The sequence below is a fragment of the Vibrio sp. 10N.222.55.A1 genome (assembly GCF_041473835.1).
Classification (GTDB): Bacteria; Pseudomonadota; Gammaproteobacteria; order Enterobacterales; family Vibrionaceae; genus Vibrio; species Vibrio crassostreae_C.
In genome coordinates this window covers 119,775-144,875 of the sequence record NZ_JBFRSX010000036.1, presented here as the reverse complement: position 1 = coordinate 144,875, position 25,101 = coordinate 119,775, and the positions used below count along the sequence as shown (strand labels likewise).

At 44.9% G+C, this 25,101-nt stretch carries 18 protein-coding genes and 1 pseudogene; 7 read left to right on the top strand and 12 right to left on the bottom strand.

Annotated features, from left to right (window positions below):
- Window positions 1-377: 377 nt before the first annotated feature.
- The 4 genes from AB4493_RS12570 to AB4493_RS12555 all read right to left on the bottom strand — a co-directional run bounded on the left by AB4493_RS12570 (window position 378) and on the right by AB4493_RS12555 (window position 5,826).
- On the bottom strand, window positions 378-1,055 hold the full coding sequence (locus AB4493_RS12570; RefSeq protein WP_372155077.1) for a DUF3313 family protein: 678 nt from the start codon (window positions 1,053-1,055) through the stop codon (window positions 378-380).
- A 194-nt stretch (window positions 1,056-1,249) separates the two neighbouring features.
- Entirely contained in the window at window positions 1,250-1,606 is a 357-nt protein-coding gene (locus AB4493_RS12565; protein WP_372155075.1) for a DUF2147 domain-containing protein, read from the bottom strand.
- 81 nt (window positions 1,607-1,687) lie between these two features.
- Window positions 1,688-4,765, bottom strand: coding sequence for an efflux RND transporter permease subunit (locus tag AB4493_RS12560; protein ID WP_372155073.1), 3,078 nt, complete (start codon window positions 4,763-4,765; stop codon window positions 1,688-1,690).
- Complete coding sequence (locus AB4493_RS12555; protein WP_372155071.1) at window positions 4,765-5,826, bottom strand: efflux RND transporter periplasmic adaptor subunit; 1,062 nt, start codon at window positions 5,824-5,826, stop codon at window positions 4,765-4,767. Before AB4493_RS12555 ends, AB4493_RS12560 begins: the two co-directional genes overlap by 1 nt.
- Before the next feature lie 224 nt (window positions 5,827-6,050).
- Between AB4493_RS12555 and AB4493_RS12550 the strand changes: the two genes are divergently transcribed.
- Window positions 6,051-7,046, top strand: coding sequence for a sensor histidine kinase (locus tag AB4493_RS12550; RefSeq protein ID WP_372155069.1), 996 nt, complete (start codon window positions 6,051-6,053; stop codon window positions 7,044-7,046).
- A 10-nt stretch (window positions 7,047-7,056) separates the two neighbouring features.
- The gene (locus AB4493_RS12545) at window positions 7,057-7,779 is read left to right on the top strand and encodes a LytR/AlgR family response regulator transcription factor (protein ID WP_372155067.1); all 723 of its coding nucleotides are present in this window, start codon (window positions 7,057-7,059) and stop codon (window positions 7,777-7,779) included.
- 404 nt (window positions 7,780-8,183) lie between these two features.
- On the opposite strand, the gene AB4493_RS12540 is transcribed toward AB4493_RS12545, so the two are convergent.
- Together AB4493_RS12540 and AB4493_RS12535 are read right to left on the bottom strand one after the other, a co-directional pair.
- Window positions 8,184-9,584: a PhoH family protein gene (locus AB4493_RS12540; RefSeq protein WP_017068799.1), complete on the bottom strand. Its 1,401-nt coding sequence runs from the start codon at window positions 9,582-9,584 to the stop codon at window positions 8,184-8,186.
- A 65-nt stretch (window positions 9,585-9,649) separates the two neighbouring features.
- Window positions 9,650-10,546: pseudogene (locus AB4493_RS12535) on the bottom strand (PIN domain-containing protein); the annotation flags it as partial.
- Window positions 10,547-11,012: 466 nt separating this feature from the next.
- Between AB4493_RS12535 and rapA the strand changes: the two are divergent.
- Window positions 11,013-13,922: an RNA polymerase-associated protein RapA gene (gene rapA, locus AB4493_RS12530; RefSeq protein ID WP_017062952.1), complete on the top strand. Its 2,910-nt coding sequence runs from the start codon at window positions 11,013-11,015 to the stop codon at window positions 13,920-13,922.
- Between the two features lie 92 nt (window positions 13,923-14,014).
- Here rapA and AB4493_RS12525 read toward each other — a convergent pair whose 3' ends face one another.
- Window positions 14,015-15,292 carry an NRAMP family divalent metal transporter gene (locus AB4493_RS12525; protein ID WP_372155065.1) on the bottom strand — a complete coding sequence of 426 codons (1,278 nt, stop codon included), beginning with the start codon at window positions 15,290-15,292 and terminating at the stop codon, window positions 14,015-14,017.
- A 158-nt stretch (window positions 15,293-15,450) separates the two neighbouring features.
- On the opposite strand from AB4493_RS12525, the gene AB4493_RS12520 reads away from it, so the two are divergent.
- Together AB4493_RS12520 and AB4493_RS12515 are read left to right on the top strand one after the other, a co-directional pair.
- The gene (locus tag AB4493_RS12520) at window positions 15,451-16,185 is read left to right on the top strand and encodes a pseudouridine synthase (RefSeq protein ID WP_372155064.1); all 735 of its coding nucleotides are present in this window, start codon (window positions 15,451-15,453) and stop codon (window positions 16,183-16,185) included.
- 34 nt (window positions 16,186-16,219) lie between these two features.
- Window positions 16,220-17,182 (top strand): D-2-hydroxyacid dehydrogenase, encoded by a 963-nt coding sequence (locus AB4493_RS12515; protein ID WP_372155062.1) that lies wholly within the window; start codon window positions 16,220-16,222, stop codon window positions 17,180-17,182.
- 83 nt (window positions 17,183-17,265) lie between these two features.
- Here AB4493_RS12515 and AB4493_RS12510 read toward each other — a convergent pair whose 3' ends face one another.
- The 4 genes from AB4493_RS12510 to argR form a co-directional block, all read right to left on the bottom strand.
- Window positions 17,266-17,703 carry a universal stress protein gene (locus AB4493_RS12510; protein WP_017061372.1) on the bottom strand — a complete coding sequence of 146 codons (438 nt, stop codon included), beginning with the start codon at window positions 17,701-17,703 and terminating at the stop codon, window positions 17,266-17,268.
- Between the two features lie 104 nt (window positions 17,704-17,807).
- The gene (locus AB4493_RS12505; RefSeq protein WP_065584689.1) at window positions 17,808-20,387 is read right to left on the bottom strand and encodes a TRAP transporter permease; all 2,580 of its coding nucleotides are present in this window, start codon (window positions 20,385-20,387) and stop codon (window positions 17,808-17,810) included.
- A gap of 255 nt (window positions 20,388-20,642) precedes the next feature.
- The gene (locus AB4493_RS12500) at window positions 20,643-21,611 is read right to left on the bottom strand and encodes a TAXI family TRAP transporter solute-binding subunit (protein WP_017061374.1); all 969 of its coding nucleotides are present in this window, start codon (window positions 21,609-21,611) and stop codon (window positions 20,643-20,645) included.
- Window positions 21,612-21,953: 342 nt separating this feature from the next.
- The gene (gene argR, locus AB4493_RS12495; protein ID WP_004740827.1) at window positions 21,954-22,424 is read right to left on the bottom strand and encodes a transcriptional regulator ArgR; all 471 of its coding nucleotides are present in this window, start codon (window positions 22,422-22,424) and stop codon (window positions 21,954-21,956) included.
- Between the two features lie 332 nt (window positions 22,425-22,756).
- Here argR and mdh point away from each other — a divergent pair, with 332 nt between their 5' ends.
- Together mdh and AB4493_RS12485 are read left to right on the top strand one after the other, a co-directional pair.
- On the top strand, window positions 22,757-23,692 hold the full coding sequence (gene mdh / locus AB4493_RS12490; RefSeq protein WP_009847834.1) for a malate dehydrogenase: 936 nt from the start codon (window positions 22,757-22,759) through the stop codon (window positions 23,690-23,692).
- Window positions 23,693-23,816: 124 nt separating this feature from the next.
- Window positions 23,817-24,008, top strand: a complete 192-nt coding sequence (locus AB4493_RS12485) for a hypothetical protein (RefSeq protein ID WP_017061375.1) — start codon at window positions 23,817-23,819, stop codon at window positions 24,006-24,008.
- A gap of 103 nt (window positions 24,009-24,111) precedes the next feature.
- Here the strand turns inward: AB4493_RS12485 and ispB are convergent, their stop codons facing one another.
- On the bottom strand, window positions 24,112-25,083 hold the full coding sequence (ispB, locus tag AB4493_RS12480; RefSeq protein ID WP_017061376.1) for an octaprenyl diphosphate synthase: 972 nt from the start codon (window positions 25,081-25,083) through the stop codon (window positions 24,112-24,114).
- Between the last annotated feature and the right edge of the window lie 18 nt (window positions 25,084-25,101).

The window sequence follows — 25,101 nt, the reverse complement described above, 5'->3', positions numbered from 1 at the left end:
GATTTAAGTAAATAGTCTAAATGATTTCTGTCCAAAAGCTTCTCGGATTGAATTTTTACCCGTGGCACTTTCTAACTCGAAAGTGCCCCAAAGTTACTTAGAGTAGTTACTCTTTACTAAATAAGTGGGATCAGATTGACTAACATTTTCTAATGTTAGAATCTAATGAATGGCCAGCCTTTTCTCCGCCATTATTTCAAATTCTAGCTACGGTACGTCGCTTTTTATTGTCAATCGATATGTTTCACTTGCTTTTTTTGTAAATAGAGCCCAACAACGCGATAGAGCACACAATTACCATTGGCAAATTAATCAACGCTCCTGGCGCATCCTCAGCAGTCACCACTGGCTTATACATGCCAATCAGTAACCTTCCTTTATTGAGTGTCAACAGGATCTTGGTTCAATAACGTCTGCTCCAGCTTAACAACCCATAACCTTAGTATCTTGCGAATTTCTTCTTCTGGATCGAGGATATTGTCAAAACTTTTATCACCTGCAACGATATCAATTGCAGAAAACAGGGGCTCACCAGTTTTACTATCACTTATCAGCACTTCGATTCTGGCGTTGGTAACGTTAGTATGCTCCCCTGTAGTAAGCTTAGACGCATATGAAATCGCTAACCCGATTGGTATTACCGTGCTGGTTGTCGCCAATATCGAGTTTGGTGTCGATACATTACTCAGAGCAAACTGCACTGTTAAGCCACTCTTTTGACTATGATACTCGGGAGCAGACGTGGGTAATTTATAGGCACCTAGAGTATCTTTTGCCTCCAACTCGAGGTAATTAGAAAAAGCTCTCAGCTGAAGCTCGTCAAACTCAGAGCCTTCAACTTCCAATCTCGTTGGGGCAACATAAAAACTAGAATACGTAGAAAATTTGTCTTTTAATGCCCCCTCATCAACGTATTTTTTCGGTATCCATACATAGCGCCATGAGGCTGGGTTATTCGTCGATTGATATTTAAAGTCATTGCTCTTGGAACTCTCTGGTGCTACGCTGCACGCTGTCAGTGTTACCAAAAGTCCCATCCAAATGAGTGATCTCATCCTATATCCAATGTATTACTGTTCAATGTGTTAGCTACTCTAACCTAGCCTCACCTTCGGGTAAGCATATAGGGAACGAATGGCTACAAATCTGGTATGAAATGTCCGTTCTAGAACAGATCATTGAACGTCACTGCACCTTGCCAGTTATATGGCTTCCATGCCCCCAACTGATACGTATCGCAACGACGATTTTATTCAATTCGTGTCCAAATCATGGTTTTCGAGAAAAATCCGGCCGTGACCTCTATTTGCAATGTGCTATCCACAGGCTTGATCTCGGCATCATAGTGTTTCGCTTTCTTAATCGCGTACACTTTTCCTTCATAACCATCTGGTACTTCTACTATGGCCGACAATAATTGCGTGCCTTCCAACTCCGGTTTTGAGGGAGAGCTTGTCACGACTCCCTGCCAACGCCCCGGTTCAATTTGGCTAATTTCAACTTGTGTGGATTTGTTTTCCGCCAGCCATAGACCTTCAATCAAGGTCGAATTGGCAAACGTCGTCATCGACCATAAGGTAAAAAAAAGTGTGACTAGTATTTTCATTTTGAAACCCTTGTTTATTTAATCTCTTTTAAAAAGGGGAACTGACTCCCCCCTTTATTCTTTAACCAACTGAGAGTTGTGTTAAACCTCTACTCGATAGAAGATGCTGTACAGTACAGGAACAAATATCAGCGTCAGTAAAGTAGAGAAAATAAGCCCAGCGATAATGGCAATCGCCATCGTCTGCCACATCGCTCCACCTGTAATTAGCAGCGGTATCATGCCCAGTACCGTCGTCAAGGTAGTGAGAAGTATCGGTTTCATACGCCTCTTACCCGCTGCAATCAACGCATCAATCGCTCGCTTACCAGAGGCCATCTCTATGTCTACTTGCTCTAGTAAAACAATGGCGTTATTAATCACGATCCCCGCCAGCGATATCACGCCCAAGAACGTCATAAAGCCAAAGAAACTATTACCAATATGTAGACCTGCCACCACCCCAACAAACGCGATTGGAATCGTTGAAAGGATGATGATGGGCTTTCTAAATGAGTTAAATTGCGCCACCAGCAAACCAATAATGACAAACAGCGCCAGTGGCAGATTTTCACTGATACTACCCGTCGACTTTTTCGACTTCTCTTCTTCACCGCCAATCTCAAAAAACACGCTGTTTGGCCAAGTTTGAGACTCTACCTCGAGCCAAGGTAAAATCGCATTCAGTCCTTCACTCGCGGTATAGCCGGGCTCCAACTGAGCACCAATGGTGACCGATTTGTAACTATTGCGACGATAGATCTTGGCGTTTTGCCATACGATATCGACGTCGGCAATGTGCGCGAGCGTCACGCTTCCTGCAGGAGTATAGATTGGCAGCGCCAAGATTTGCTCAACATTAAGTTCTTCACGCTCTTCATTAGAAAGCACGATAGGGATACTCAAGATTCCGTCACGAAACTCACTCAAGTTTTTGCCAACCAGTGACGTTTGCAAACTAAGTGCAATGTCTCGGTTATTCACGCCTGCGAGCGCGGCTTTTTGTTGATCAATAACAATACGGATGGTTTTGGTTTTTTGTCCCCAATCGTCACTCACATCCTTGAGGCCATCTATGCTGGCCAATTTCGCCTTGATCTCTTGAGTAATCGCAAAGACCTTATCCTGATCCAAACCATTTAATCGAATTTCAACCGGATTCAGAATCGCCGCACCATTTTCGATAAGCCTTGTGGTCGCGATGGCGTCTGGATGATTCTCGCTGATGTAAGACTCGATACGTTGCATCAGTGCCGGATTATCACGATAGTCGTGGGTGTTGATGACCCAGAATGAGTATTCTGGGCTCGACGTTCGAGAGCTGTGCGGCAAAATATAGCGTGGGCCGCCATAGCCAACATACACAGACCAGTTTTTTATTCCTTGGTTTTTGATACCCAAGTTATCGCTCGTTTTAGCATCCGAAGCGCTCTTAGCTTGCAAGGTAAGTAAATACTGCTCAATGTCAGCGACCATGGCTTGGTTATGCTCAATGGAGGTGCCCATTGGCATCGTCACTTCCATTTTGAAAAAGGTTCGCTCTGATGGCGGGAAGAAGATATTCGGTAACCACTTCATCGCTTGAAAAGCGAACACCGTAGCCAACAGCATCGCCACAACCGTCAACCAGCGAAAACGGATAAGCTTGGTCAGTAATTTCGCATACCACGCGAGTTGGCTAGATGACTCTTCCTTTACCTGTTTGGTAGGCTTTAAAAGCAGTACACAAAGCAATGGGATCATCACCAAGCTCAACAGCCAAGAGGCCAAGAGCGTTATGGTCACAACCACAAACAATGCGCCCGTATACTCCCCCATAGTCGACTTTGCCAAGAAGATCGGCAAGAAAGCGGCGGACGTGGTTAAGGATGACGTTAATAAAGGAAGTTTAAGCTCATTGGCACTCTCAATCGCTGCCGCTTTCTTACTTACTCCTTGGTTAATGCGAACCAGAATATTTTCCGACATCACAATGCCATTATCGACCAACATACCGAGTGCAATAATAAGCGCGGCAAGAGAGATCTGATCCAGACCAACCCCAATTTTAGACATCACCAAAATGCTCAGTAGCATACTGATAGGCACCAGTAGAGACACAATCAACCCTGTTCGCCAGCCTAAAAAGATAAACATGACCAAGCCAACTACTGTCATTGACTGCACTAGACTCGAGACAAACTGATTAACCTTGTCTTCTACTTCCTTAGGCGCAAAATTGACCTTGCTGATCTCCAAGCCAATCGGTAACTGACGAGTGAACTGGTCTACATAAGCGTCGACTTGTTCGCCCAAACGCACATTATTGCCGGTTTCAACCATAGCAATCGCAACGTTCACGGACGGCTTTCCATTGAAGTAGACTGGATTGTTGATAGGAAACTCGTATCCCGATTCAATGGTGACTAGACTGTCCAGCCTCACAGTCTTACCGCTACTGGGTAACGTTACCAAGGTACCTTTGATCTCATCCGGCGTGTTGTAGTTACCACTCGGCTCAATCGGTAAGCGCTCCTGACCAAAAACAACACTGCCACCACTCAAGACAATATTCTGTTTCGACAAAATATCCGCGAGCTGATTGGGTGTTAAGTCATAGGCCGCTAACGCATTGGCATCGAATTTAAGTTTGATTTGCTCTTGCTGTACGCCATGAAGGTCAACCTTAGCCACATCGTCAAGCAAAAACAGTCCACTACGAAGGTCTTCTGCTGTTTGTTTTAGTTCACGATAAGTAAAACCTTCACCGTGAATAGCCAGCACGATGCCATATACATCGCCAAACTCATCGTTAACAACAGGTGCTGAAACACCTTCTGGTAATGTGCTCGCAACGCGGTCTATCTTACGACGCAATTTATCCCAAATAGGTTGTAGCTCAGAGTAGTCCTCTTTGATGGCGACGGTGAGTATCGACACACCATTTTTAGATTGGCTCTTAACAAAGTCCAATTCTGCAAGCTCTAGCACCGCTTTTTCAAGCGGATCCGTCACTAGATCTTCAACCCTCTTTGGACTGGCACCAGGAAACTGAGTAATGACCTGAGCATTTCGAATGGTAAAGCCAGGATCGTACGCTTCTGGGATGGTGTTGTAAGCTTGGATACCCAAAAACGTCAACACCGCAATAACGAGCAGCGTGATGCGGCTGTTGTTTAGAGAAAAGGCAGTCATCGACATTATTTCGTCTCCACTCTTACCTGCTGACCGTCATGAACTTGGCTCACTCCGGCGACGACAACGCGCTCACCTTCCGATAATCCATCGACAATGTTGATGCCTTGCTCACTGACGCCGTCAACGCGCACAATGCGTTTCTCTAACACGTTGCTTGTTGGATGTACCACAAAAACATAATGCTCATCACCATCGCTAAGCACGGTATGACTAGGTAGTACCATCCCATTGCTGACACCAAACGCTTCGGCTTTCACTTTGACTGACGTCCCTGTAAACAATCGGCGCTCAGATGGAGGTTGCAACACTAAGGTAACGTGTAGCTGCTGGCTGCTTTGCTGGCTGACACTAAGCTCATCAACTTTAAGGGGGAATGACTGTGAAAATCCTTCGATTTCTGCGCTTAGCTTCACGGCGTCTGCGGTTTGAATTTTCACAAACTGCGATTGCGGCACCGTAATGGTGATTTTGTATTGTTCAACATCCTGCAACGTGAGGATTTTGGTCGACGAGGTAACTTTCGAGAAGTTGTCAATATAGCGCTGACTTACGATGCCAGAGAAGGGAGCGAGTAAAGAGGTATACTCAACATCCTTTACGCTTCGCTCAAATGCGGCTTGGGCTGAAATATATTGCGATTCCAGCGCATCCAAGTTCGCCTGGCTAATTGCCTTTTTATTGATAAGTGACAGTGCTCGTTCGTACTCTGCTTTCGCTTGTTTTAAAGAAGCCTTACTCGATTTTCTGTTAATAAGCTGTTGGCTACTATCTAGTTGCGCCAGTAACTGTCCTTTTTCTACTTTTTGACCCGATTTGATAGGAAGGTCTGTTAACTCACCTTGGATTCGAAAGTTCATGTCGATGATCTTATTCGCTTCAAGAATCCCGGTAAAATGCCGTACTTGATACTGTTTATGACTAACGACCAGCGTCTTGACCGGTTTAATTGGCGCAGACTTAGCTTGTGGTACCTCATCTTTGCTACACCCAAATAGGCTCAGCGCGACGATCAAGGTAGTCAATCCATTTTTATAACTGTGTGACACTTTCATTTTGTTAACCATTACAACTTCATTTCTAGCCATAGTAATGAGTTGAGCGTGGCGAAAAATGGTAAAATGTACGATTGGGTCTATTTCGGTTATGAGTTGGTCAACAGATAGCGTCGCTTCACTTATACTGTCAGCACCTTGTTCCTAGAGCGTCTATTTTGAAGTCTCCTATTCTAAAAACTTTGTTCTCAAAGTCACTGTTATCCAAGTTGTCGTTCTCACGACAGGATTTGCTGTTGCTGGTTGTATGGCCGCTCATCAACTCTGTGATTCTCTACTCATCACTGTACTACGTGATGATTGCGTTGGATAAGCCACTCTCCTTGGACAAGGCCTTTCGTGCCCTCACAGGCATCTTTTCAATATGTGCACTATTTTGGCTATTCCGACGACTATTTGACGCCAAATTTGGCGCTAATTATCGCCACAGGCTGCCATATCAAATCTTGATAAACTTGGTTTTGGCTTCATTAGCCATTGCCTTTACCTCCGGCGGTCTGCCGGTGGCGCAGACGTTTGATACTGTGACCGTCTTTCAGCTAGTCCGGCTAAAGCTGCTTACTCATTTGAACCTATTACTGCAAGTGACCATCTACACTATGGTTGTTCACAGTTGGCAGCTGAAACAAAAAGCGTTAGAGCTGGAGATGTCATTAAAAGAGTCTGAGATTTCTCTACTGCGCATTCAGACCAATCCGCACTTTCTATTCAACACACTGAACCTGCTACACAGCGAGATCCCAGAACGTCCCGAACTCGCTCAGGAGCTTATTTTTGAACTCAGTGACTTGCTCCGAGGCACTATCGCTATCTCAGACAAAAAGCGAATTTTGCTCAGTGATGAGGTGGAACTGATCGAGCATTATCTAGCCATTCAAAAAGCGCGCTTTACCGAGCGATTGTATTTCTCCATCGATATTGGCAAGGAGAGTCAAACGCTGAAAATCCCGCCTATGCTCATCATGCCTTTAGTCGAAAACGTCATAAAGCATGCACTTAGCAAGACCATTAAGCGCATTCACCTCGATATAAAAACCCGCTACACCGAGGGAGAGCTTTACATTACCGTTTGTAACAGTTGGCCGGAGACCAACACGCCTCAGTTTACAGCTGGCAGTGGTCATCGCAATATTAGCGATACCTTGAATTTAGAATACGACGACGCCAGTTTTTCAATGAACTTTGCCGATGGTACCAGCTGCGCGCAAATCACCATCCGTCATGTTTTTTAAGGAGAAACCGATGGACCGAGTCTTATTAATAGATGATGAGCCCGCAGCGACTCAAGCTTTAAAACGTAGCCTTGCGGCGTTTGAAGAGATTGACGTTATTGGTAGCTACAACGACCCACAAAAAGGCATTGAAGCGATATGCCAACGGATGCCAGACATCGTGTTTATGGACATTGAAATGCCTGGGTTGGATGGCTTTATGGTGGCAAAGGCTACCGAGCATATCCCTTATCACTTGGTGTATGTGACCGCCTATTCAGAGCACGCTCTAAGCGCATTTGAAACCAAAGTCGTGGATTACCTACTAAAACCCGTTCGCCAAACCAGACTTGAGCGCTGCCTTGAAAAGATTAAAGCCCTCCCACCTCTGGTATCACCTGCTGTGGAACAGGAAATTCTAGTCAATGATGGCAAGACAACCTACAGGCTCACCGAGAGCGATATCAGCTACATAGAGAGTATCGGCCGCTACCAACAAGTTAACCTAACAGCCTCGGGACAGAGAAAGTTTCAGCTACAGACGATCGTCACAGAAGAAACCATGACGAACTTTGAAAAAGAGTTGAGCACTGAGCAATTTTTGCGGGTACATCGCAGTTTTATCGTCAATGTGGGTTTGATAACCCAAGTCCAACGTGAGGGTCGAAATACTCTAGTGTCACTGAGCAGAGTGAGTCGGGTTATTCCAGTTGCAAGAACAAAGGTAGACTTGATATTAGATCATTTACGCTAAACCGTACGAATGATACCAATATAACTTGATGGAACCCTGTGCCAAGTAAATAACCAAACGATTTTCAAAGCCATCAAGCCCAATTGTGACGGCATGGAATTACCTTACTCAAAGTAATCCTAAAAAACCTAATTTAGCAAAGTCACTGATACATTTATGTCCAATTGTGTGTTTCACACTTAGAACTCACGATTGGAACTCACGATTGTGAAATCAATCATTCATTGATGATGATTGTTTATTTCATAATAACTTGATGAAAATGGATCGAAGGCTGGTTTTGCAAAGAACTCAGCCATAAACCGCTCAACCTGCAGTATCATTGTCTAGTTACGAACATGAACTTCACCGGATCTGCAATTGGCCGCCGGAACAAGCCTGATTCCGGCGCCCTTAGAGTTAAATCACATATTTTCCTCAGCAAATTCCGCTAGACGAGAGCGAACAACACCATTGAGATATATGTTGGCACTACCTTCGTAGTTCTTAAACTTCTCAATGACATAGGTGAGGCCAGAGGTAACAGGAGACAGATAATTACTATCAATTTGTGAAAGGTTACCGGATATAACAAGCTTGGTACCCTCACCACAACGAGTGATGATGGTTTTGAGTTGTGCTGCAGTTAAGTTTTGTGCCTCATCGACAAGAACGAATGCATGCTGAATCGAACGGCCACGCATAAAGTTTAAAGATTTGAACTGAATGTTCGCCTTATCAACAATATACTGGAGACTTTCATTTGGTAGAGCGTCCCCCTTATGCAAGCTTTCCATCGTGTCAGTTACCGCACCTAACCAAGGCAACATCTTCTCTTCTTCTGTACCCGGCAAGAAACCAATGGACTCTGCAATCTCTGGGGTTGATCGGGTTACGATCACCTTATCCACGATCCCTCGCTCGACCGACTGATCCAAAGCACTGGCTAGGGCTAAGTAGGTTTTCCCCGATCCTGCAGGGCCATTTAAGATAACTAGATCAATTTTAGGGTCGAGAAGTGCATGGAGAGCTATCCCTTGATAGACGTTTTTTGCATGGACCCCCCAAGCATTCTTGTGCAATAACCTTTCCTTACCGAGATCTAGTAATCGATAATGATCGCCATCCCTCCCGACAACCCTAGCAGCAAAGTCTGAATCTTCATCTAACAAATACTGGTTAACGTATAAATCACCTAACTGCTGGCACGGAATATCATGGTAAGTTCGACCATACTCTACAACTGTTTTTACATCTGTAATTTGCTGCCAGAAGTCACCATCAAAGCGCTGATAACCTTTTGATAATAGTTCTATGTCTTCAACTATTTTATCTTTTCGATAGTCTTCTACATGTTTCAAGCCAGCACTTCTGGCTTTAATGCGCATATTTATATCTTTCGTTACCAACACAACTTCTTGTGATTCATGCATTCGCTGTAGACACAAGGCACTATTGATAATGAAATTATCTGGACTATCTAAAGGCATCCAATCGGAGCCTGTTCTTCCGTTTAGTTCTATATAATCTGCAAATATAGATAGAGTTCCATCAGGGCTTGGTCCTTTATGTTCAATCAAAATCCCAGCTTGCACATCCTCAGGGCTTGCACCGTCAACTAAATGCTCAATGGTTTTAATTACAACACGGGCATCCCGCGCTACGTCTTTTTTGCTGTCCTTTATACGATCTAATTCTTCAAGAACAGTCATTGGAATAACAATACGGTGCTCTTCAAATGCATAAACTGCCATTGGGTCATGTAGCAACACATTAGTGTCAAGTACGTAGACTCGCTTCACATCATCACTTAAAACTTTACTCATGCAGCCACCTTCTCAGCTTGAAGACAATCATAAGACTCATTAACAGCCTTAAATCCACAGCCCTCTTTTTGCTTCAAGGTCTGAACGAATTTGGTAGATTTTTCGAACTTGACACCCGTCTTACCACTACCTGCGGCGCCAGTGAGAATCACAAGATCAATATCAGGGTCGAGCAGCGCATCAATCGCCATGCCTTGATAGACGTTCTTTGGTGTGATGTCCCATGCTCTGCGATTCATCAATCTTTCGCGGCTGAGGTCTCTCAGGGTAATGCTTTCCGGCTCAATCTCCTCGACTCGAGCGGCAAAGTCACTTTCTTCGTCAATCACATATTGGTTGAGGAAGGTTGGCTCGAACGGCGCTCTTGCTAAGGTGTGCAGCGTCTTGCCGCCTAAACTTCTGCTCTCGACATTATCGATACCATCCCAAAATGAGCCTTCCAGTTGTTGGAAGCCTTTGGTGAGGTATTGGACATCATCAATCAGTTGGTCAGTTTGATAGTCTTCAACAAAACGTACACCGGCGCCTTTTGCTCGTAAACGCATATTGATGTCTTTGGTGATGAGAACCACTTCGCGTGGTGCGCGTTTATTTTGAAGATAGAGGACAGCGTTGAGGATTCGGTTATCGCCCGCCTTGTCATCGGCAAAGGCTTTGATGCTTTCTTGAAGTTCGTAGTCAGCGAGTATTGAAATACTGCCAGATGCATTTATGTCTTTAGAAAAAGGGATGCCTTCCGATATTTGGTCTGGTGTGGCTTCCCTGAACAGGTCTTCGAGCGTTCGAATCGCAATTCTCGCATCTCGAGCAACGTCTCTTTTACTGTCTTTGATTCTGTCGAGTTCTTCTAGCACTGTCATGGGGATAACGACATCGTGCTCTTGGAAAGAAAATATAGCGAAGGGTTCGTGAAGTAGGATATTGGTGTCTAAAACAAATAGCTTCCGGTTGGTCTCGCCCATAGCATCTCCTTGCCGACGTGCGGCTTGCCTTGCATTCATTGAACGTAGATAAAGCTCATATAAAGATTAGTATCTGATTCTGGTGATAGTCAACTACTCACCTAAACTTCATCTAGAGGAACAGCACCATATCGTTACGAGTGAATATGGTGTATTCGTTTGAGAGCAGCAATCTGCTACCTATAGATTAACCATGAATTTTTGACAGTTTGATTGCACTGGCGAAAACAGAAAAAAAGCATGAAATCATCTCCTTTAGGCGTGACCTAAATCACAGCATCGAGTAAGATTAGCGACCTTTTTCTGCACCATTTTCTCGAGATATTTATTATTGAGAGCGCACTTAAAAAGTGGCTGCAAACTAGACATTTTTGGCTATATTTTTAGTTCAGGAGCGATAATGTTCTTGTTTAAAACTGCAGTTAAGAAGACCAAATTCCAACTATAAGATTGAGGTAGTCGATTCATGACATTTGCTTTGGGGCAACGCTGGATAAGCGATACGGAGAGCGATTTAGGTTTAGGTACCGTTGTAGCAATGGATGCTCGCACAGTGACACTAATGTTTGCAGCGTCAGAAGAAAACCGTGTTTATGCACGTACTGATGCTCCCGTAACCCGAGTAACGTTTAATGTAGGCGATGTCATCGAATGCCAAGAAGGTTGGTCTCTGTCTGTCGAAGAAGTTATCGAAGACAAAGGGCTGCTAACCTACTTAGGTACTCGCGAAGATACCCAAGAAACAGAAGTCACTCTGCGTGAAATCTTCTTAAGCAACCAGATCCGCTTTAACAAGCCACAAGATAAGCTATACGCAGGTCAAATCGACCGTATGGATAACTTTGTGTTGCGTTACCGTGCGCTAAGCAACCAGTACCAACAACACAAGAGCCCGATGCGTGGCTTGTGTGGTATGCGTGCTGGCTTGATCCCTCATCAGCTATACATCGCTCATGAAGTGGGTCGTCGTCACGCTCCGCGCGTTTTACTGGCTGATGAAGTGGGCCTAGGTAAAACCATCGAAGCGGGCATGATCATCCACCAACAGGTGCTGTCTGGCCGTGCTGAACGCATTCTGATTGTGGTTCCTGAAACTCTACAACACCAATGGTTAGTAGAGATGATGCGCCGTTTCAACCTGCATTTTTCTATCTTCGATGAAGAGCGTTGTATTGAAGCGTTTGCTGAATCAGACAACCCGTTTGATACCCAGCAGTACGTTCTGTGTTCTTTGGACTTCCTACGTAAGAGCCGTAAGCGCTACGAGCAAGCACTTGAAGGCGAGTGGGACTTGTTGGTTGTCGATGAAGCGCACCACCTTGAGTGGAGCCAAGACAAACCAAGCCGTGAATACCAAGTGGTTGAAGGCTTAGCGGAAAATACGTCTGGTGTGCTACTACTAACAGCAACGCCTGAACAGCTTGGTCGTGAGAGCCACTTTGCACGTCTGCGTCTGCTTGATCCTGATCGCTTCTACGATTACGAAGCATTCGTTGAAGAAGAAGACCAATACGCACCGGTTGCTGATGCAGTAACGGCTCTGTTCTCTGGAGTGAAGCTTGAAAACAGCGCGAAGAACCAGATTACGGAACTGCTTTCTGAGCAAGATGTTGAGCCTCTATTCCGCGTTATCGAAGGTGATAGCAGCGAAGAAGAGCAAGCGTTAGCTCGCCAAGAATTGATTGATAACCTTATGGATCGCCATGGTACTGGCCGTGTTCTTTTCAGAAACACACGTGCTGCAATCAAAGGCTTCCCTAAGCGTAATGTAAACCTACTGCCGATGGAGATTCCAACGCAGTACACAACCTCAATGCGTGTATCTGGCATGATCGGTGGCAAAATGGCTCCCGAAGCTCGTGCAATGAAGATGCTGTATCCAGAAGAGATCTTCCAAGAGTTTGAAGGTGAAGATTCAAGCTGGTGGCAGTTCGACTCACGTGTTAACTGGTTGATTGAAAAGATCCAAGACAAGCGCAGCGAGAAAATCCTAGTGATCGCCTCTCGTGCAAGTACGGCTCTTCAATTAGAGCAAGCACTGCGTGAGCGTGAAGGTGTGCGTGCAACCGTATTCCACGAAGGCATGTCGATTCTAGAGCGTGATAAAGCTGCGGCTTACTTTGCTCAAGAAGAGGGCGGCGCTCAGGTTCTTATCTGTAGTGAAATCGGCTCTGAAGGTCGTAACTTCCAGTTCGCTAACCAACTTGTGATGTTCGATCTTCCATTCAACCCAGACTTGCTTGAGCAACGTATTGGCCGTTTGGACCGTATCGGTCAGCTGCGTGATATCGACATTCATGTTCCTTACCTAAAAGGCACATCACAGGCGATCCTTGCGCGTTGGTTCGATGAAGGTCTGAATGCATTTGCGGAAACTTGTCCAACGGGTCGCACGGTTTACGATAAGTACTCAGATGTTCTTATCGAGATGCTGGCTTCTGGTAACACTGAGCAACTTGATGAAGTGATTGAAGAGTCTGCCAAGCTAAATCAAAGCCTGAAATCAGATCTAGAAAAAGGCCGTGATCGCCTATTAGAAATGCACTCAAACGGCGGCGACAAAGCGCATGAAATTGCAGAGAAGATTGCCTCGACTGACGGCGACACTAACCTAGTAACGTTTGCACTAAGCCTGTTCGATACGATTGGCTTGAACCAAGACGACAAGGGTGAGAATGCTCTGGTTGTAACGCCGTCTGAGCACATGATGGTGCCAAGCTACCCAGGCTTACCATACGAAGGCGCAACCATCACGTTTGATCGTGATACTGCGCTTTCTCGTGAAGACATGAACTTCATTAGCTGGGAACACCCAATGATTCAGGGCGGTATCGATCTGCTACTGAGTGAAGGTGTTGGTGCATCAGCGGTATCACTACTGAAAAACAAAGCGCTGCCAGTGGGTACTATCCTGCTTGAGCTGGTTTACCTTGTGGATGCGCAAGCGCCGAAACGCAGCGGTATCAGCCAGTTCTTGCCTAAGACGCCAATTCGTTTGATGATGGATGGCCGTGGTAATGACTTATCAGCTCAGGTTGAGTTCGACAGCTTTAACCGTCAATTAAGCCCTGTAAACCGTCACCTAGCGAGCAAGCTAGTTAACTCGGTACAAGGTGAAATTCACAAGCTAATCGAAGCGGGTGAGACGCACGTACTTCCTAAAGTGGAAGAAGTGCGTGAACAAGCTCAACGAGATATGCAGACTAACCTGAACGGTGAATTAGAGCGTCTACAAGCGCTTAAAGCCGTGAATCCTAATATTCGTGATGAAGAGCTAGAGGTAATCGAAGCTCAAATCAATGAACTGACCGGTTACATCAGCAAAGCTCAGGTTCAGCTAGATTCATTACGCTTGATTGTGGTTTCTCACAACTAGTTTTGAATTAGCGAAATGCTTCAACGAAATAAGGCCTTCATTATGAAGGCCTTATTTGTATCTGTAGCTTAATTAACAATTCAAGTAGCTGGTTACATTAACCACTTCCACCAAACAAATACCGCTAGGAAACCAAATAGGTAAACAAGACCTGCTACAGACAACCATTTTAGTTTGCTGCCAATGGCTAGCGCTTCTGGAAGCTTAGCTTTGTTGACCAAGATGAAATTAAGCAGAGCGAAGAATGGCGTTGTTGCAAACGCGAGTACCATTGCGAAATCGAGCATAGGCATCAGTGCTGCGCTAAAGAACATCACAATCGCGAGTGCCGCGATAGAGACAATGATTATCCAGCCTTGCAGCATTCTTGGGCTTGAATCTTTTTTGAATAATAGACGTTGTGATTCAGCAAGCACGCGTGAGTAGCCATCGATAACGGTAATGGTGCTACCAAAGATACAGAAGAAAGCGATAAGAGCGATTAACGGGCGAGACCATTCACCAATTGTCGAAGCGTAGATGCCGACCAATTGATGAGTAAAGCCAACACCGGAGCGAGACAGTTCAACTCCCGAACCGTGAAGTACTAGCGCGCCTAACGCAACGAATACTAAAGCAAGCAGCGCCGTACCAATGTAGCCAACGTTAAAGTCGAACAGCGCTGATTGTGCGGTCACTTCCTGCTTCTCTTTTTGGCTTTTTAGCCACATAGAGGTGATGCTTGATATTTCGATAGGCGCAGGCATCCAACCCATGGTCACCACGATAAAACCAATAGCAGCCAATGACCAAGGCGACGGTGGAACAAAAGCAGCATCAGGTTCGACTGGAGAGCCTATAGCAATGGCGACTGCAGCTAAGGTTGTGATGGTTAAGATCGCCATGATCGCTTTGGACAGCGTATCAAGCGCGCGATAATGGCCAGCAAACAGAATGATCAAGCAGGTCGCTAAAACGATCATGCACAATGTGCTGGTGGCCAATTCGAAAGGAATAAAGTAACTGAGTAGGCTTGCACTAAATAACAGTAGTGCTGCAGTATTTACCACGGCGGAAATTGCGCTCAATATCGAAAAGATTACAAGGTAAGGTCTGCCAAGGTTAGAGTAACCTTCAACCAAGCTTTGTCCTGTGCCAAGAGTATATTGGATACCGGCTCTAAAGAATGGGTATTTAAATATGTTTACCAGGATAATAAGTGCGGCGAGCTGCCAGCCATAAATCGCACCAGCTTTGGTCGAGGCAACTAAATGTGAGCCACCTACAGCTGCTGCGGCCATCATAATGCCTGGGCCAAGAGACTTGATTAAACTTGATAGGGGAGCAGAGGTTTGTGTTTTTTCGGTGGTTGTTTTAACCGTACTTTCCATCATTTTTCCTTTGATGCTGACTTCTTATTTTCCGTTACCCTATCAATACCATGTTTTGTAAGGTCGTCAACTTTTATGTACGGAAATGTTGAAAATTGTATTTAATAATAAACAAATTAACCGTAAATTATTTACTCACTAGTAATTTAGAGGCTTCAATGGCGTTAGAGCAGTACACACCACCACGTGAACCGTGGATCGACATTGTCTATCAAGATGACGATATTCTTGTGGTGAACAAGCCAGCAGGCCTACTTTCAGTGCCGGGAAGATTGCCAGAGCATTACGACAGTATGTGGAGTCGGTTGGTTGAGGAGTTTGCTGATATTCAGGTCGTGCATCGCTTGGATATGTCGACATCGGGCTTGATGTTGTTAGCTAAACATAAGCAGGCTGAGCGGCATTTGAAGAAGCAGTTCCAATATCGACTGACACATAAGCTCTATTACGCACGAGTGTGGGGGGCAGTAGAAGAAAAAGAAGGGCTTATTGATCTGCCACTCATCTGTGATTGGCCGAATCGCCCTAGGCAGAAAGTGTGTTTCGAGGATGGCAAGCCATCACAGACTCGTTATATGGTAGAGCAAGAAGAGACTCAAACCACTTTGTTGAAGTTACTGCCGATTACCGGTCGCTCTCATCAGTTGCGTGTGCATTGTATGGAAATAGGGACGCCCATTGTTGGCGACGAGTTTTATGCAACGCCTGAAGCTTTTGAGTATAGCGATAGATTAGCTTTACATGCGTGTGAACTGAGCTTCTATCATCCGGAGAACAACCAACTGTTCAAAGCCTTTGTTCCTTGTGAATTTTACCCTCAAGCGTCACCACAAATTGAACAGCACTTTGAAATTGCGCCAGAGCTTCCAGACTACAGAAAGCTAAAAGCTTAGAATGGTGTCATCAATACCAATTCAAGGACGTACAATGCCGAAGTTGAAAGTGGTCTTTCTTGACCGGGCTACCATCCCATCTCAAATCAATTTAAAACCTCTTAGCTTCGAACATGAATGGATTGAGTTTGATTTTACTGCTCCAGAGCTCGTTGCTGAGCGCGTTGCGGGAGCAGATGTTGTTATCACCAATAAGGTTGTGCTCAACGCTGATAATTTAGCTCAAGCGCAACAACTCAAGTTGATCGCTGTTTCTGCTACAGGTGTCAACAATGTTGATGTGGAATACTGCAAGGGCAGTAATATCGCAGTGGCTAATGTGCAAGGCTATGCGACTCAATCGGTTCCTGAACATGTCATCGCAATGCTGTTTGCACTTAAACGAAACCTTGTTGGTTATCATAAAGACATTGAGGCGGGCGAGTGGCAAAAGGACAAGCAGTTCTGCTTCTTTACTCATCCGATTCAAGATGTGGCTGGCAGCACACTGGGGTTGATGGGGAGTGGCAGCTTAGGTCAAGCCACCGCAATGTTAGCCAAAGCGATTGGTATGAAGGTGATGTTTGCCGAGCGAAAAGGAGCAGAGTCTTGTCGAGAAGGGTATCTACCTTTTGATACGGTATTGAAGCAAGCGGATGCGATCAGTCTACATTGCCCATTGACTGATGCGACCCAAAATCTGATTTCAGAGCGAGAGCTCACAATGATGAAATCGAGCGCGGTATTAATTAATGCCGGGCGCGGAGGTCTAGTAGATGAACAAGCCCTAGTTGAGGCTTTGAAAAAACATGAGATTGCAGGCGCAGGTATGGATGTGTTTACACAAGAGCCAGCCGACAACTCAAATCCACTATTGGCTAATAGCCACTTACCGAACTTATTACTCACTCCACATGTGGCGTGGGGCAGCGACAGCTCGATTCAAAAACTGTCTGATATCTTAATGGATAATATTGAAGGCTTTATTGCGGGTCGCCCGCAAAACATAGTGAATTGACTCTAAAGCTATGTAGCATGAATTAAAACAAAAAAGGTTGGCCTGTAGGCCAACCTTTTTAGATTGTGTGTCGATTAAATGACTTAACCTTGCGGTTTAACCACCAATACATTGATTGGTGAGTTCTGTACCACTTTGCTTGCAACAGAACCAAGCACAACTTTGTCGATTTTCGAACGCTTATGGCTAGGCATCACGATAAGGTCAGCGCCCAGTTTTTCTGCGTAATCTAGAATCGTTGTGTAAGTCTTGCCTTCGGCAACGTGAACTTTATACACCACTTCATCGTCAATGTGCTTGTCAGCAAACTCTTTCAGCTGATTTTTAACATCAAGCTTCATTTGGTTCGCTGCATCTTTCGGGAAGTAAGACGCCACCATCGACATGTGAATGCCTGGTAGTACGTTCAGAATGTGGATTTCAGCATTGCTGTGTTTTGCGTGCCATACCGCCAGTTCGACTGCCTTATCAGAAAAGCCTTTGTCATTAAGATCAACAGGAACAAGGATTTGTTTATACATGTATTCGTCTCTTTTTAATCAGCGCTAAGCTTTCACTTAGCACTGTAATTATCCTTTCCATGTAATAAAGCCAAATAGCGCTAAGCACTACTCAGCCTTATCCATTACGCGCTAATCTCATCCTTACGAGCACGTCTTCTTTGGTTCATCGCTAAACCAATCAAAATGATCAGAGCTGGTAAGAATACCCACTCTTTCATTGGTCGATCTGCATCTTGGATAACGGATTTGATTTCCCAATCGAAATCAATACCAGCCGCTTCTGCTGGGCTACCGAACTCAACCATATCAACAATCATCTTGCCTTCTGATTCAGTCAGCATTAGACCCATAGAGGCAATACGATCTTCACTTGAGGTCGCAGAATCTTCAAACGGCAGGCGAACTGTCTTTTCAGAATAGTCACCTTCTAAGTTTTCGCCACCCACTCTAAGTTCAAGTGATTGTCCCACATCCAGCTTTTCCGTGATTTGAGCAATCTCAACTCCAGGTGAAAGAACTTTCTCTGGGTAAATCATGTCCCACCAGAAGCCAGGGCGGAAGAAAGTGAAGGTTAATGCAATAAGCAGCACCGTTTCCCACCACTTGTTCTTGGTGAACCACCAACCTTGTGTTGCAGCTGCGAAGATAAGTACCGCAGTCACAGATGAGAAAATCGTTAGTGCTAAGTGCCACCAAGAATCAATGCCCATCAGTAGTAGTTGAGTATTGAAGATGAACATGAAAGGTAGAATTGCGGTACGGATATCATAGGTGAAGCCTTGGATACCAGTACGAATCGGATCTGATTTCGCAATTGCCGCTGCTGCAAACGCCGCGAGACCTACCGGAGGTGTATCATCCGCAAGAATACCGAAGTAGAACACGAATAAGTGAACCGCAATCAATGGAATGATCAAGCCGTGCGCAGCGCCTAGGGTCACGATTACCGGAGCCATCAGCGTTGATACAACGATGTAGTTCGCCGTTGTTGGCAAGCCCATACCTAAGATCAAGCTGATTACTGCAGTGAATAGCAACATAAGAATGATGCTACCGCCTGAGATAAACTCAACGAAGTCCGTCATTACTAGACCGATACCCGTTAGAGTCACCACGCCTACAACCGTACCTGCAGCCGCTGTCGCGACACCGATACCAATCATGTTACGTGCGCCTGAAACCAAGCTCTCTGCGAGATCAACGAAGCCAGCTTTAGTTTGCTCTGCAAGATCGTCTGATTTGTTCATCAGAGTCATTAACGGACGCTGAGTGATCAGAATGAAGATCATGAACACGGTCGCCCAGAATGCCGACAGACCTGGAGAGAAACGTTCAACTGTTAAACACCAAACAAGCACCACGATAGGCAATAGGAAGTGCAGGCCAGACTTAATTGTTGGACCTGGATCCGGAACTTCTTTGAGATCCGCATCGATTTCCATGCCGCCTTCAGATGCGTATTTTGCTGATACACGAACCAGAGCGACATAAGCGACTAATAGAGCCACCGTTACGATTGGTGTTGCAGCATCGCCAAAGACATCTTTCGTCCAACCGACACCGTAGTAAACTGCGGCACTGATAACACACAGACCTAAAATGGTACCGGTGAAAGACAGTAGGCTTTGTACGATGGTTGGCGTGTGACGACGAGGTAGGCCAGTCATACCCGCTTTACATGCTTCTAGGTGAACAATGTAAATCAAAGCGATATAAGAGATCAGAGCGGGCAATAGCGCCGCCTTGATTACTTCTACATACGAGATGCCCACATACTCAACCATCAAGAATGCCGCAGCACCCATGATAGGTGGTGTAAGCTGACCGTTGGTTGAAGCTGCTACTTCTACTGCACCTGCTTTTGTGCCCGGGAAACCAACACGCTTCATTAGCGGGATAGTAAAGGTACCTGTGGTAACAACGTTTGCAATCGAAGAACCTGATACCAGACCAGATAAACCAGACGCCACAACGGCTGCTTTCGCTGGGCCGCCTTTCATGTGACCAAGCAGAGAGAATGCAACTTTAATAAAGTAAGCACCGGCGCCAGCACGTTCTAGCATTGCACCAAACAGTACAAACAAGAATACGAATGACGTTGATACGCCAAGTGCCACACCGAATACACCTTCAGTTGTTAGCCACAGATGCGACATTGCCTTGTTCAGGCTCGCACCTTTGTGGGCAATAACGTCCGGCATGTGAGGGCCGCCAAAGGTATAAAGTAGGAATACTGCTGCCACAACCATAAGAGGTGGACCCAAAGCGCGTCGTGTTGCTTCAAGCAGTAAAACCATACCGAATACAGCCGCAACAATATCGAATGTTGTTGGTGCGCCCGATCGCTCAGCGAGTTCAGTATAGAAAATATAGATATAAGAAGCTGAAAAGCTACCTACAAGCGCTAATATCCAATCGACTGCGGGGATGCGATCCCTAGGCGAATTCTTCATGGCTGGATAAGCGGTAAAGGCTAGGAAAATAGCAAACGTAAGGTGAATTGCTCGAGCTTCAGTGTCGTTTAAAATTGCGAAGTTAAAAATGAACGGCAGCGGAGATGCATACCAAAGTTGGAACAGTGACCAACATAGAGGCACAAACCATAAAATACGGCCTTGGATACCACGAGGGCTACGCGCACCAGTATCTGATTGTGCCACCATTTCTTGCACATCTGGAGACGGTGATGTTGTCTGCGTCATGTACTTTATCCTTATTATTGATGGTCTGCCTTTTCTTACGAACAACCAAACGTTATTTATTTCCTATCTAGTGTAGTGAATGGATAGGGAAATGCGTTTTTTGTTCGTCTTTGTCTTAGGCTTGATACGAAGGTAAGTCCTCCAAATTGGAGAAACTTAAAGGGCTGTTCTTTTCACTTAAATTATTTTTATAAAACGTGAAAAGCCAATAAGGAGGGCTAGCCTCCTTATTGGTGTAGTAGGCTTAAAGTAGAGTTACTTTAGAAGGCCCACTTCTTTGTAGTATTTTGCTGCGCCTGGGTGAAGAGGGATAGAGATACCCGCTTTAACCATGTCTTCTTTTTTCAGGTTAGCAAATGCTGGGTGTAGGCGTTTGAAAGTGTCAAAGTTTTCAAATACTGCCTTAGCAACGTTGTATGCAACTTCTTCAGAAACGTCTGAAGTTGTTACCATAGTAGCTGCAACACCGAAGCTGTTTACGTCAGCGTCAGTACCACGGTACATACCAGCAGGAACTGTGCTGTAAGCGTAGTATGGGTTTTCAGCTACGATCTTGTCGATCTGTGGACCTGTTGCTGAAACCAGTTTTGCATCACAAGACGTTGTTGCTTCTTTGATTGATCCGTTCGGGTGACCAACCATGTAGATGAATGCATCAATCTTGTTATCACAAAGTGCTTGTGAACGCTCAGAACCTTTAAGTTCAGAAGCAAGCTTGAAGCTGTCGTTAGTCCAGCCCATAGCGTCCATTACAACACCCATCGTTGCACGGTCACCAGAACCTGGGTTACCAATGTTTACACGCTTACCTGCTAGGTCAGACACATTGTTGATGCCAGCATCAGTACGAGCGATGATGTTGAACGGTTCTGTATGTAGAGAGAACATCGCGCGAAGTTTCTTGTATTCGCCCTGATCTTTGAACTTACTTGTACCGTTGTAGCCGTGGTATTGCCAGTCCGATTGAACAACACCGAAATCTAGTTCACCAGCACGGATGGTGTTAACGTTGTAGATTGAACCACCAGTAGACTCTACAGAACAACGAATGTTGTGGTCTTTGCGGCCCTTGTTCACTAGCTTACAAATCGCACCACCAGTTGGGTAGTAAACACCCGTAACTGAACCAGTACCAATCGTGATGAACTCTTGAGCGTTAACAGCGCCAGCGCCCATTACAGCAGCTGCAATAGCACCAACTTTAATAAGTTTGGTAAATGCCATGAATTTCCCTTCCTTTATTCATTATTAACCCTGAAACAAGTGTAGTTGCTTCAGGAGTTTCCTATTTGGAAACGGCACCTTTTTCAATCCATGTGATGAAAAAGTGGCTGAATAATATCAAAAATTGGCAGAAAATTACTCGAATGTTAAAAGATATAGCTGAAAAATCTAACAAATGATGTCTGGATCTCGTGTTTGATTTACTACTGAGTTTTTTAAAATCAATAGTTTAGTGTGATTTTGGAAGGGAGGTATGGATATTCTAGGATGTGATTTGGATCACGAAGCAAATAGATACTCGTGATCCATTAATAAGGCTGATAGTTATGAAACAGAGATCAATTATCCTGCGTATTCAAACAGTTCACACACTGAATCAAACAGTTGCTTAGTGGTAACCGATAACGTTGGGGTAATGAAGATAGTATCATCACCTGCGACTACGCCCAGTATACCTTCCGACTTACCTAGTGAGTCTAATAAACGAGCAATCAGCTGCGCCGCACCAGGACCTGTGTGTATCACCACCAATGCATTGTTGTGGTCAATATCTAGTACTAATTCTCTTAGAGAGCTAGAAACGGTCGGAACACCTAGCTCAGCAGGAAGACAGTAAACCATCTCCATTTTTGCGTTACGAGTTCGAACGGCACCAAACTTGGTTAACATACGCGAGACTTTAGACTGGTTGATGCTTTCAAAACCTTCGTGTTTTAGGGCATCCACAATTTCGCCTTGTGAGCCAAAACGTTCTTCTTTTAGTAAGGCTTTAAATGCACGAACTAAGTTGTCTTGCTTTTCTGTATTGCGCATATGTCATTCTTATTCATTAACAAAGATGTTTGCATATTTTCGCATACATATTCAATTTTAGCCAAAACATCCCTGTAATTTGTTAGTCATATCACTGTAAATATTTAATAGAATAATGTGTTATTTGCGACGACTTATTTTGTTATTTCAGTCGATTATCGCCATAATGCGAACTTGCTGTGTAGCACGGTTTTATTGACTTGCGCGAAGTCGCAAAGCTAGCGTTAATTGATTGTAATCACTTTGTGATTAATATAGTTTTTTAACTTAGATTTAGCTCAAGAATTACCCTACAAAGAATCTATAAGAGAAAGCTCTCAAGGAGAATAACAATGAAAGTAGCTGTTATTGGTGCCGCTGGTGGCATCGGTCAAGCCCTAGCCCTACTACTTAAGAACCGCCTACCTGCTGGTTCAGATCTTGCACTTTACGACATCGCTCCGGTAACACCGGGTGTTGCTGCCGATCTTAGCCATATCCCAACGCCTGTTTCGATCAAAGGTTACGCGGGTGAAGATCCAACACCAGCACTAGAAGGTGCGGATGTTGTACTTATTTCAGCGGGTGTTGCTCGTAAGCCTGGTATGGATCGTGCGGATCTTTTCAATGTGAACGCTGGCATTGTTAAGTCTCTTGCAGAGAAAATCGCAGTTACTTGTCCGACTGCTTGTGTTGGTATCATTACTAACCCAGTAAACACAACAGTGCCAATCGCGGCTGAAGTACTGAAGAAAGCGGGCGTTTACGACAAGCGTCGTCTATTCGGTATTACGACTCTTGATGTGATTCGTTCTGAAACGTTCGTTGCTGAACTAAAAGACAAAGATCCAGGCGACATCCGTGTTCCTGTTATCGGTGGCCACTCAGGCGTAACGATTCTTCCTCTACTTTCTCAAGTTGAAGGTGTAGAGTTCACTGACGAAGAAATCGCAGCACTAACGACTCGCATCCAAAATGCAGGTACAGAAGTAGTAGAAGCTAAAGCTGGCGGCGGCAGTGCGACACTGTCTATGGGTCAAGCGGCTTGTCGTTTCGGTCTTGCACTAGTTAAAGCACTTCAAGGTGAAGAAAACGTGATTGAATGTGCATACGTTGAAGGTGAAGGCGAGCACGCTCCATTCTTCGCACAGCCAGTTAAACTAGGTAAAGAGGGCGCTGAAGCGATCCTTAGCTACGGTGAGCTAAGTGACTTCGAACGTAACGCTTTAGATAGCATGCTTGAAACGCTAAATGGTGACATCGAGATTGGTGTTGAATTCGCTAAATAAGCGAAACGCTATTTAACTCAGACTTAAGCTAATTAATAAGGGCCGGTCATTATGATCGGCTTTTTTGATCCTGAAGTTCAAGCTACTCGTATTTAGCTTTACAATTAATGTGAAGGTAAATGTTATGGCTACTGTTCAGAAGGGTATGAATGTCGAATATTTGGGGCACTTAGGAAAAGTATTGGTAATTGATGAGCAAGAGCAGTACGCGCTAGTAGAGACTTACAACGGGCATGAGCAGTACGCGGTGCCAATGGAAGAGCTTGAAGAGATTGAAGCACAACTGCCGTTATCATTAGAAGCCAGTCGATATTGAATTTGGCTCACCTACAAATATTTGTTGAAAACCAAAAAAAAGAGCCCTGAGGCTCTTTTTGTTATTTATATAGAAGCTAGAAGCGAGTTCTCTATTAACCTGCTTACTTACTGCGTTTAACAGCTAAGTGTGCGAGCGTGGTTAGCGCTTGCTTATATTCTGAGTCAGGAAGTACAGAAAGCTCAGCGATGGCTTTATCGGCCTCTTCGTAGGCTTTATTTGTTGTGTACTCTAAAGAGCCTGTCTCTTTCATTACAGCCATAATATCGTCAAGACGTTCCATGCCGTTCGCTTTCTCAATCGCTTCACGAATCATGCTTGCTTGTTCAGGAGAGCCATTATGCATTGCGTAAAGTAGAGGCAGTGTTGGTTTGCCTTCGGCTAGATCGTCACCAACGTTTTTACCCATCTCTTTACCATCTGCAGTGTAATCCATCACATCGTCAATCAGTTGGAAAGCGGTGCCTAGGTATTTACCATAGTTCTGCATTGCTGTTTCGATCTCTGGTGATGACTCAGTAAGAATCGCACCGATTTGGGTCGCAGCTTCGAACAAACGAGCAGTCTTAGAGTAGATCACCTGCATGTAGCTTTCTTCTGTGGTGTCTGGGTTATTGCAGTTCATTAATTGTTGAACTTCACCCTCGGCAATCACGTTTACCGCTTCACTCATTAGCTCAAGGATCTTTAAAGATCCTAGCGTTGTCATCATTTGGAATGAGCGTGTGTAGATAAAGTCACCCACCAAAACGCTAGCGGCATTACCAAAAGCGGCATTGGCCGTCGCTTTACCACGTCTCATGTCTGATTCATCGACAACATCGTCGTGAAGCAGGGTTGCGGTGTGAATAAACTCGATAAAGGCTGCAGAGGTGATATGAGCTTCACCTTGATAACCAAGTGCGCGAGCAGATAAAAGAGCAAGCAAAGGGCGTAGGCGTTTGCCACCACCGCTAACGATATAAAAACCAAGCTGGTTGATTAAACTTACGTCAGAATTAAGTTGGGCTTGAATTGTTTCATTCACTTTTGCCATATCATTGGCAGTAAGCGTTTGGATAGCTTTAAAATCCATTGTTCATCCGGCTGAAGT

Coding starts and splice junctions, on each gene's coding strand:
- AB4493_RS12500 (WP_017061374.1), bottom strand. CDS start 21,611: ATGGCATTTACCAAACTTATTAAAGTTGGTGCTATTGCAGCTGCTGTA.
- argR (WP_004740827.1), bottom strand. CDS start 22,424: ATGCGCAATACAGAAAAGCAAGACAACTTAGTTCGTGCATTTAAAGCC.
- AB4493_RS12560 (WP_372155073.1), bottom strand. CDS start 4,765: ATGTCGATGACTGCCTTTTCTCTAAACAACAGCCGCATCACGCTGCTC.
- AB4493_RS12515 (WP_372155062.1), top strand. CDS start 16,220: ATGCCGAAGTTGAAAGTGGTCTTTCTTGACCGGGCTACCATCCCATCT.
- AB4493_RS12565 (WP_372155075.1), bottom strand. CDS start 1,606: ATGAAAATACTAGTCACACTTTTTTTTACCTTATGGTCGATGACGACG.
- AB4493_RS12545 (WP_372155067.1), top strand. CDS start 7,057: ATGGACCGAGTCTTATTAATAGATGATGAGCCCGCAGCGACTCAAGCT.
- AB4493_RS12540 (WP_017068799.1), bottom strand. CDS start 9,584: ATGAGTAAAGTTTTAAGTGATGATGTGAAGCGAGTCTACGTACTTGAC.
- AB4493_RS12570 (WP_372155077.1), bottom strand. CDS start 1,055: ATGAGATCACTCATTTGGATGGGACTTTTGGTAACACTGACAGCGTGC.
- AB4493_RS12485 (WP_017061375.1), top strand. CDS start 23,817: ATGGCTACTGTTCAGAAGGGTATGAATGTCGAATATTTGGGGCACTTA.
- rapA (WP_017062952.1), top strand. CDS start 11,013: ATGACATTTGCTTTGGGGCAACGCTGGATAAGCGATACGGAGAGCGAT.
- AB4493_RS12525 (WP_372155065.1), bottom strand. CDS start 15,292: ATGGAAAGTACGGTTAAAACAACCACCGAAAAAACACAAACCTCTGCT.
- AB4493_RS12510 (WP_017061372.1), bottom strand. CDS start 17,703: ATGTATAAACAAATCCTTGTTCCTGTTGATCTTAATGACAAAGGCTTT.
- ispB (WP_017061376.1), bottom strand. CDS start 25,083: ATGGATTTTAAAGCTATCCAAACGCTTACTGCCAATGATATGGCAAAA.
- AB4493_RS12520 (WP_372155064.1), top strand. CDS start 15,451: ATGGCGTTAGAGCAGTACACACCACCACGTGAACCGTGGATCGACATT.
- mdh (WP_009847834.1), top strand. CDS start 22,757: ATGAAAGTAGCTGTTATTGGTGCCGCTGGTGGCATCGGTCAAGCCCTA.
- AB4493_RS12555 (WP_372155071.1), bottom strand. CDS start 5,826: ATGGTTAACAAAATGAAAGTGTCACACAGTTATAAAAATGGATTGACT.
- AB4493_RS12505 (WP_065584689.1), bottom strand. CDS start 20,387: ATGACGCAGACAACATCACCGTCTCCAGATGTGCAAGAAATGGTGGCA.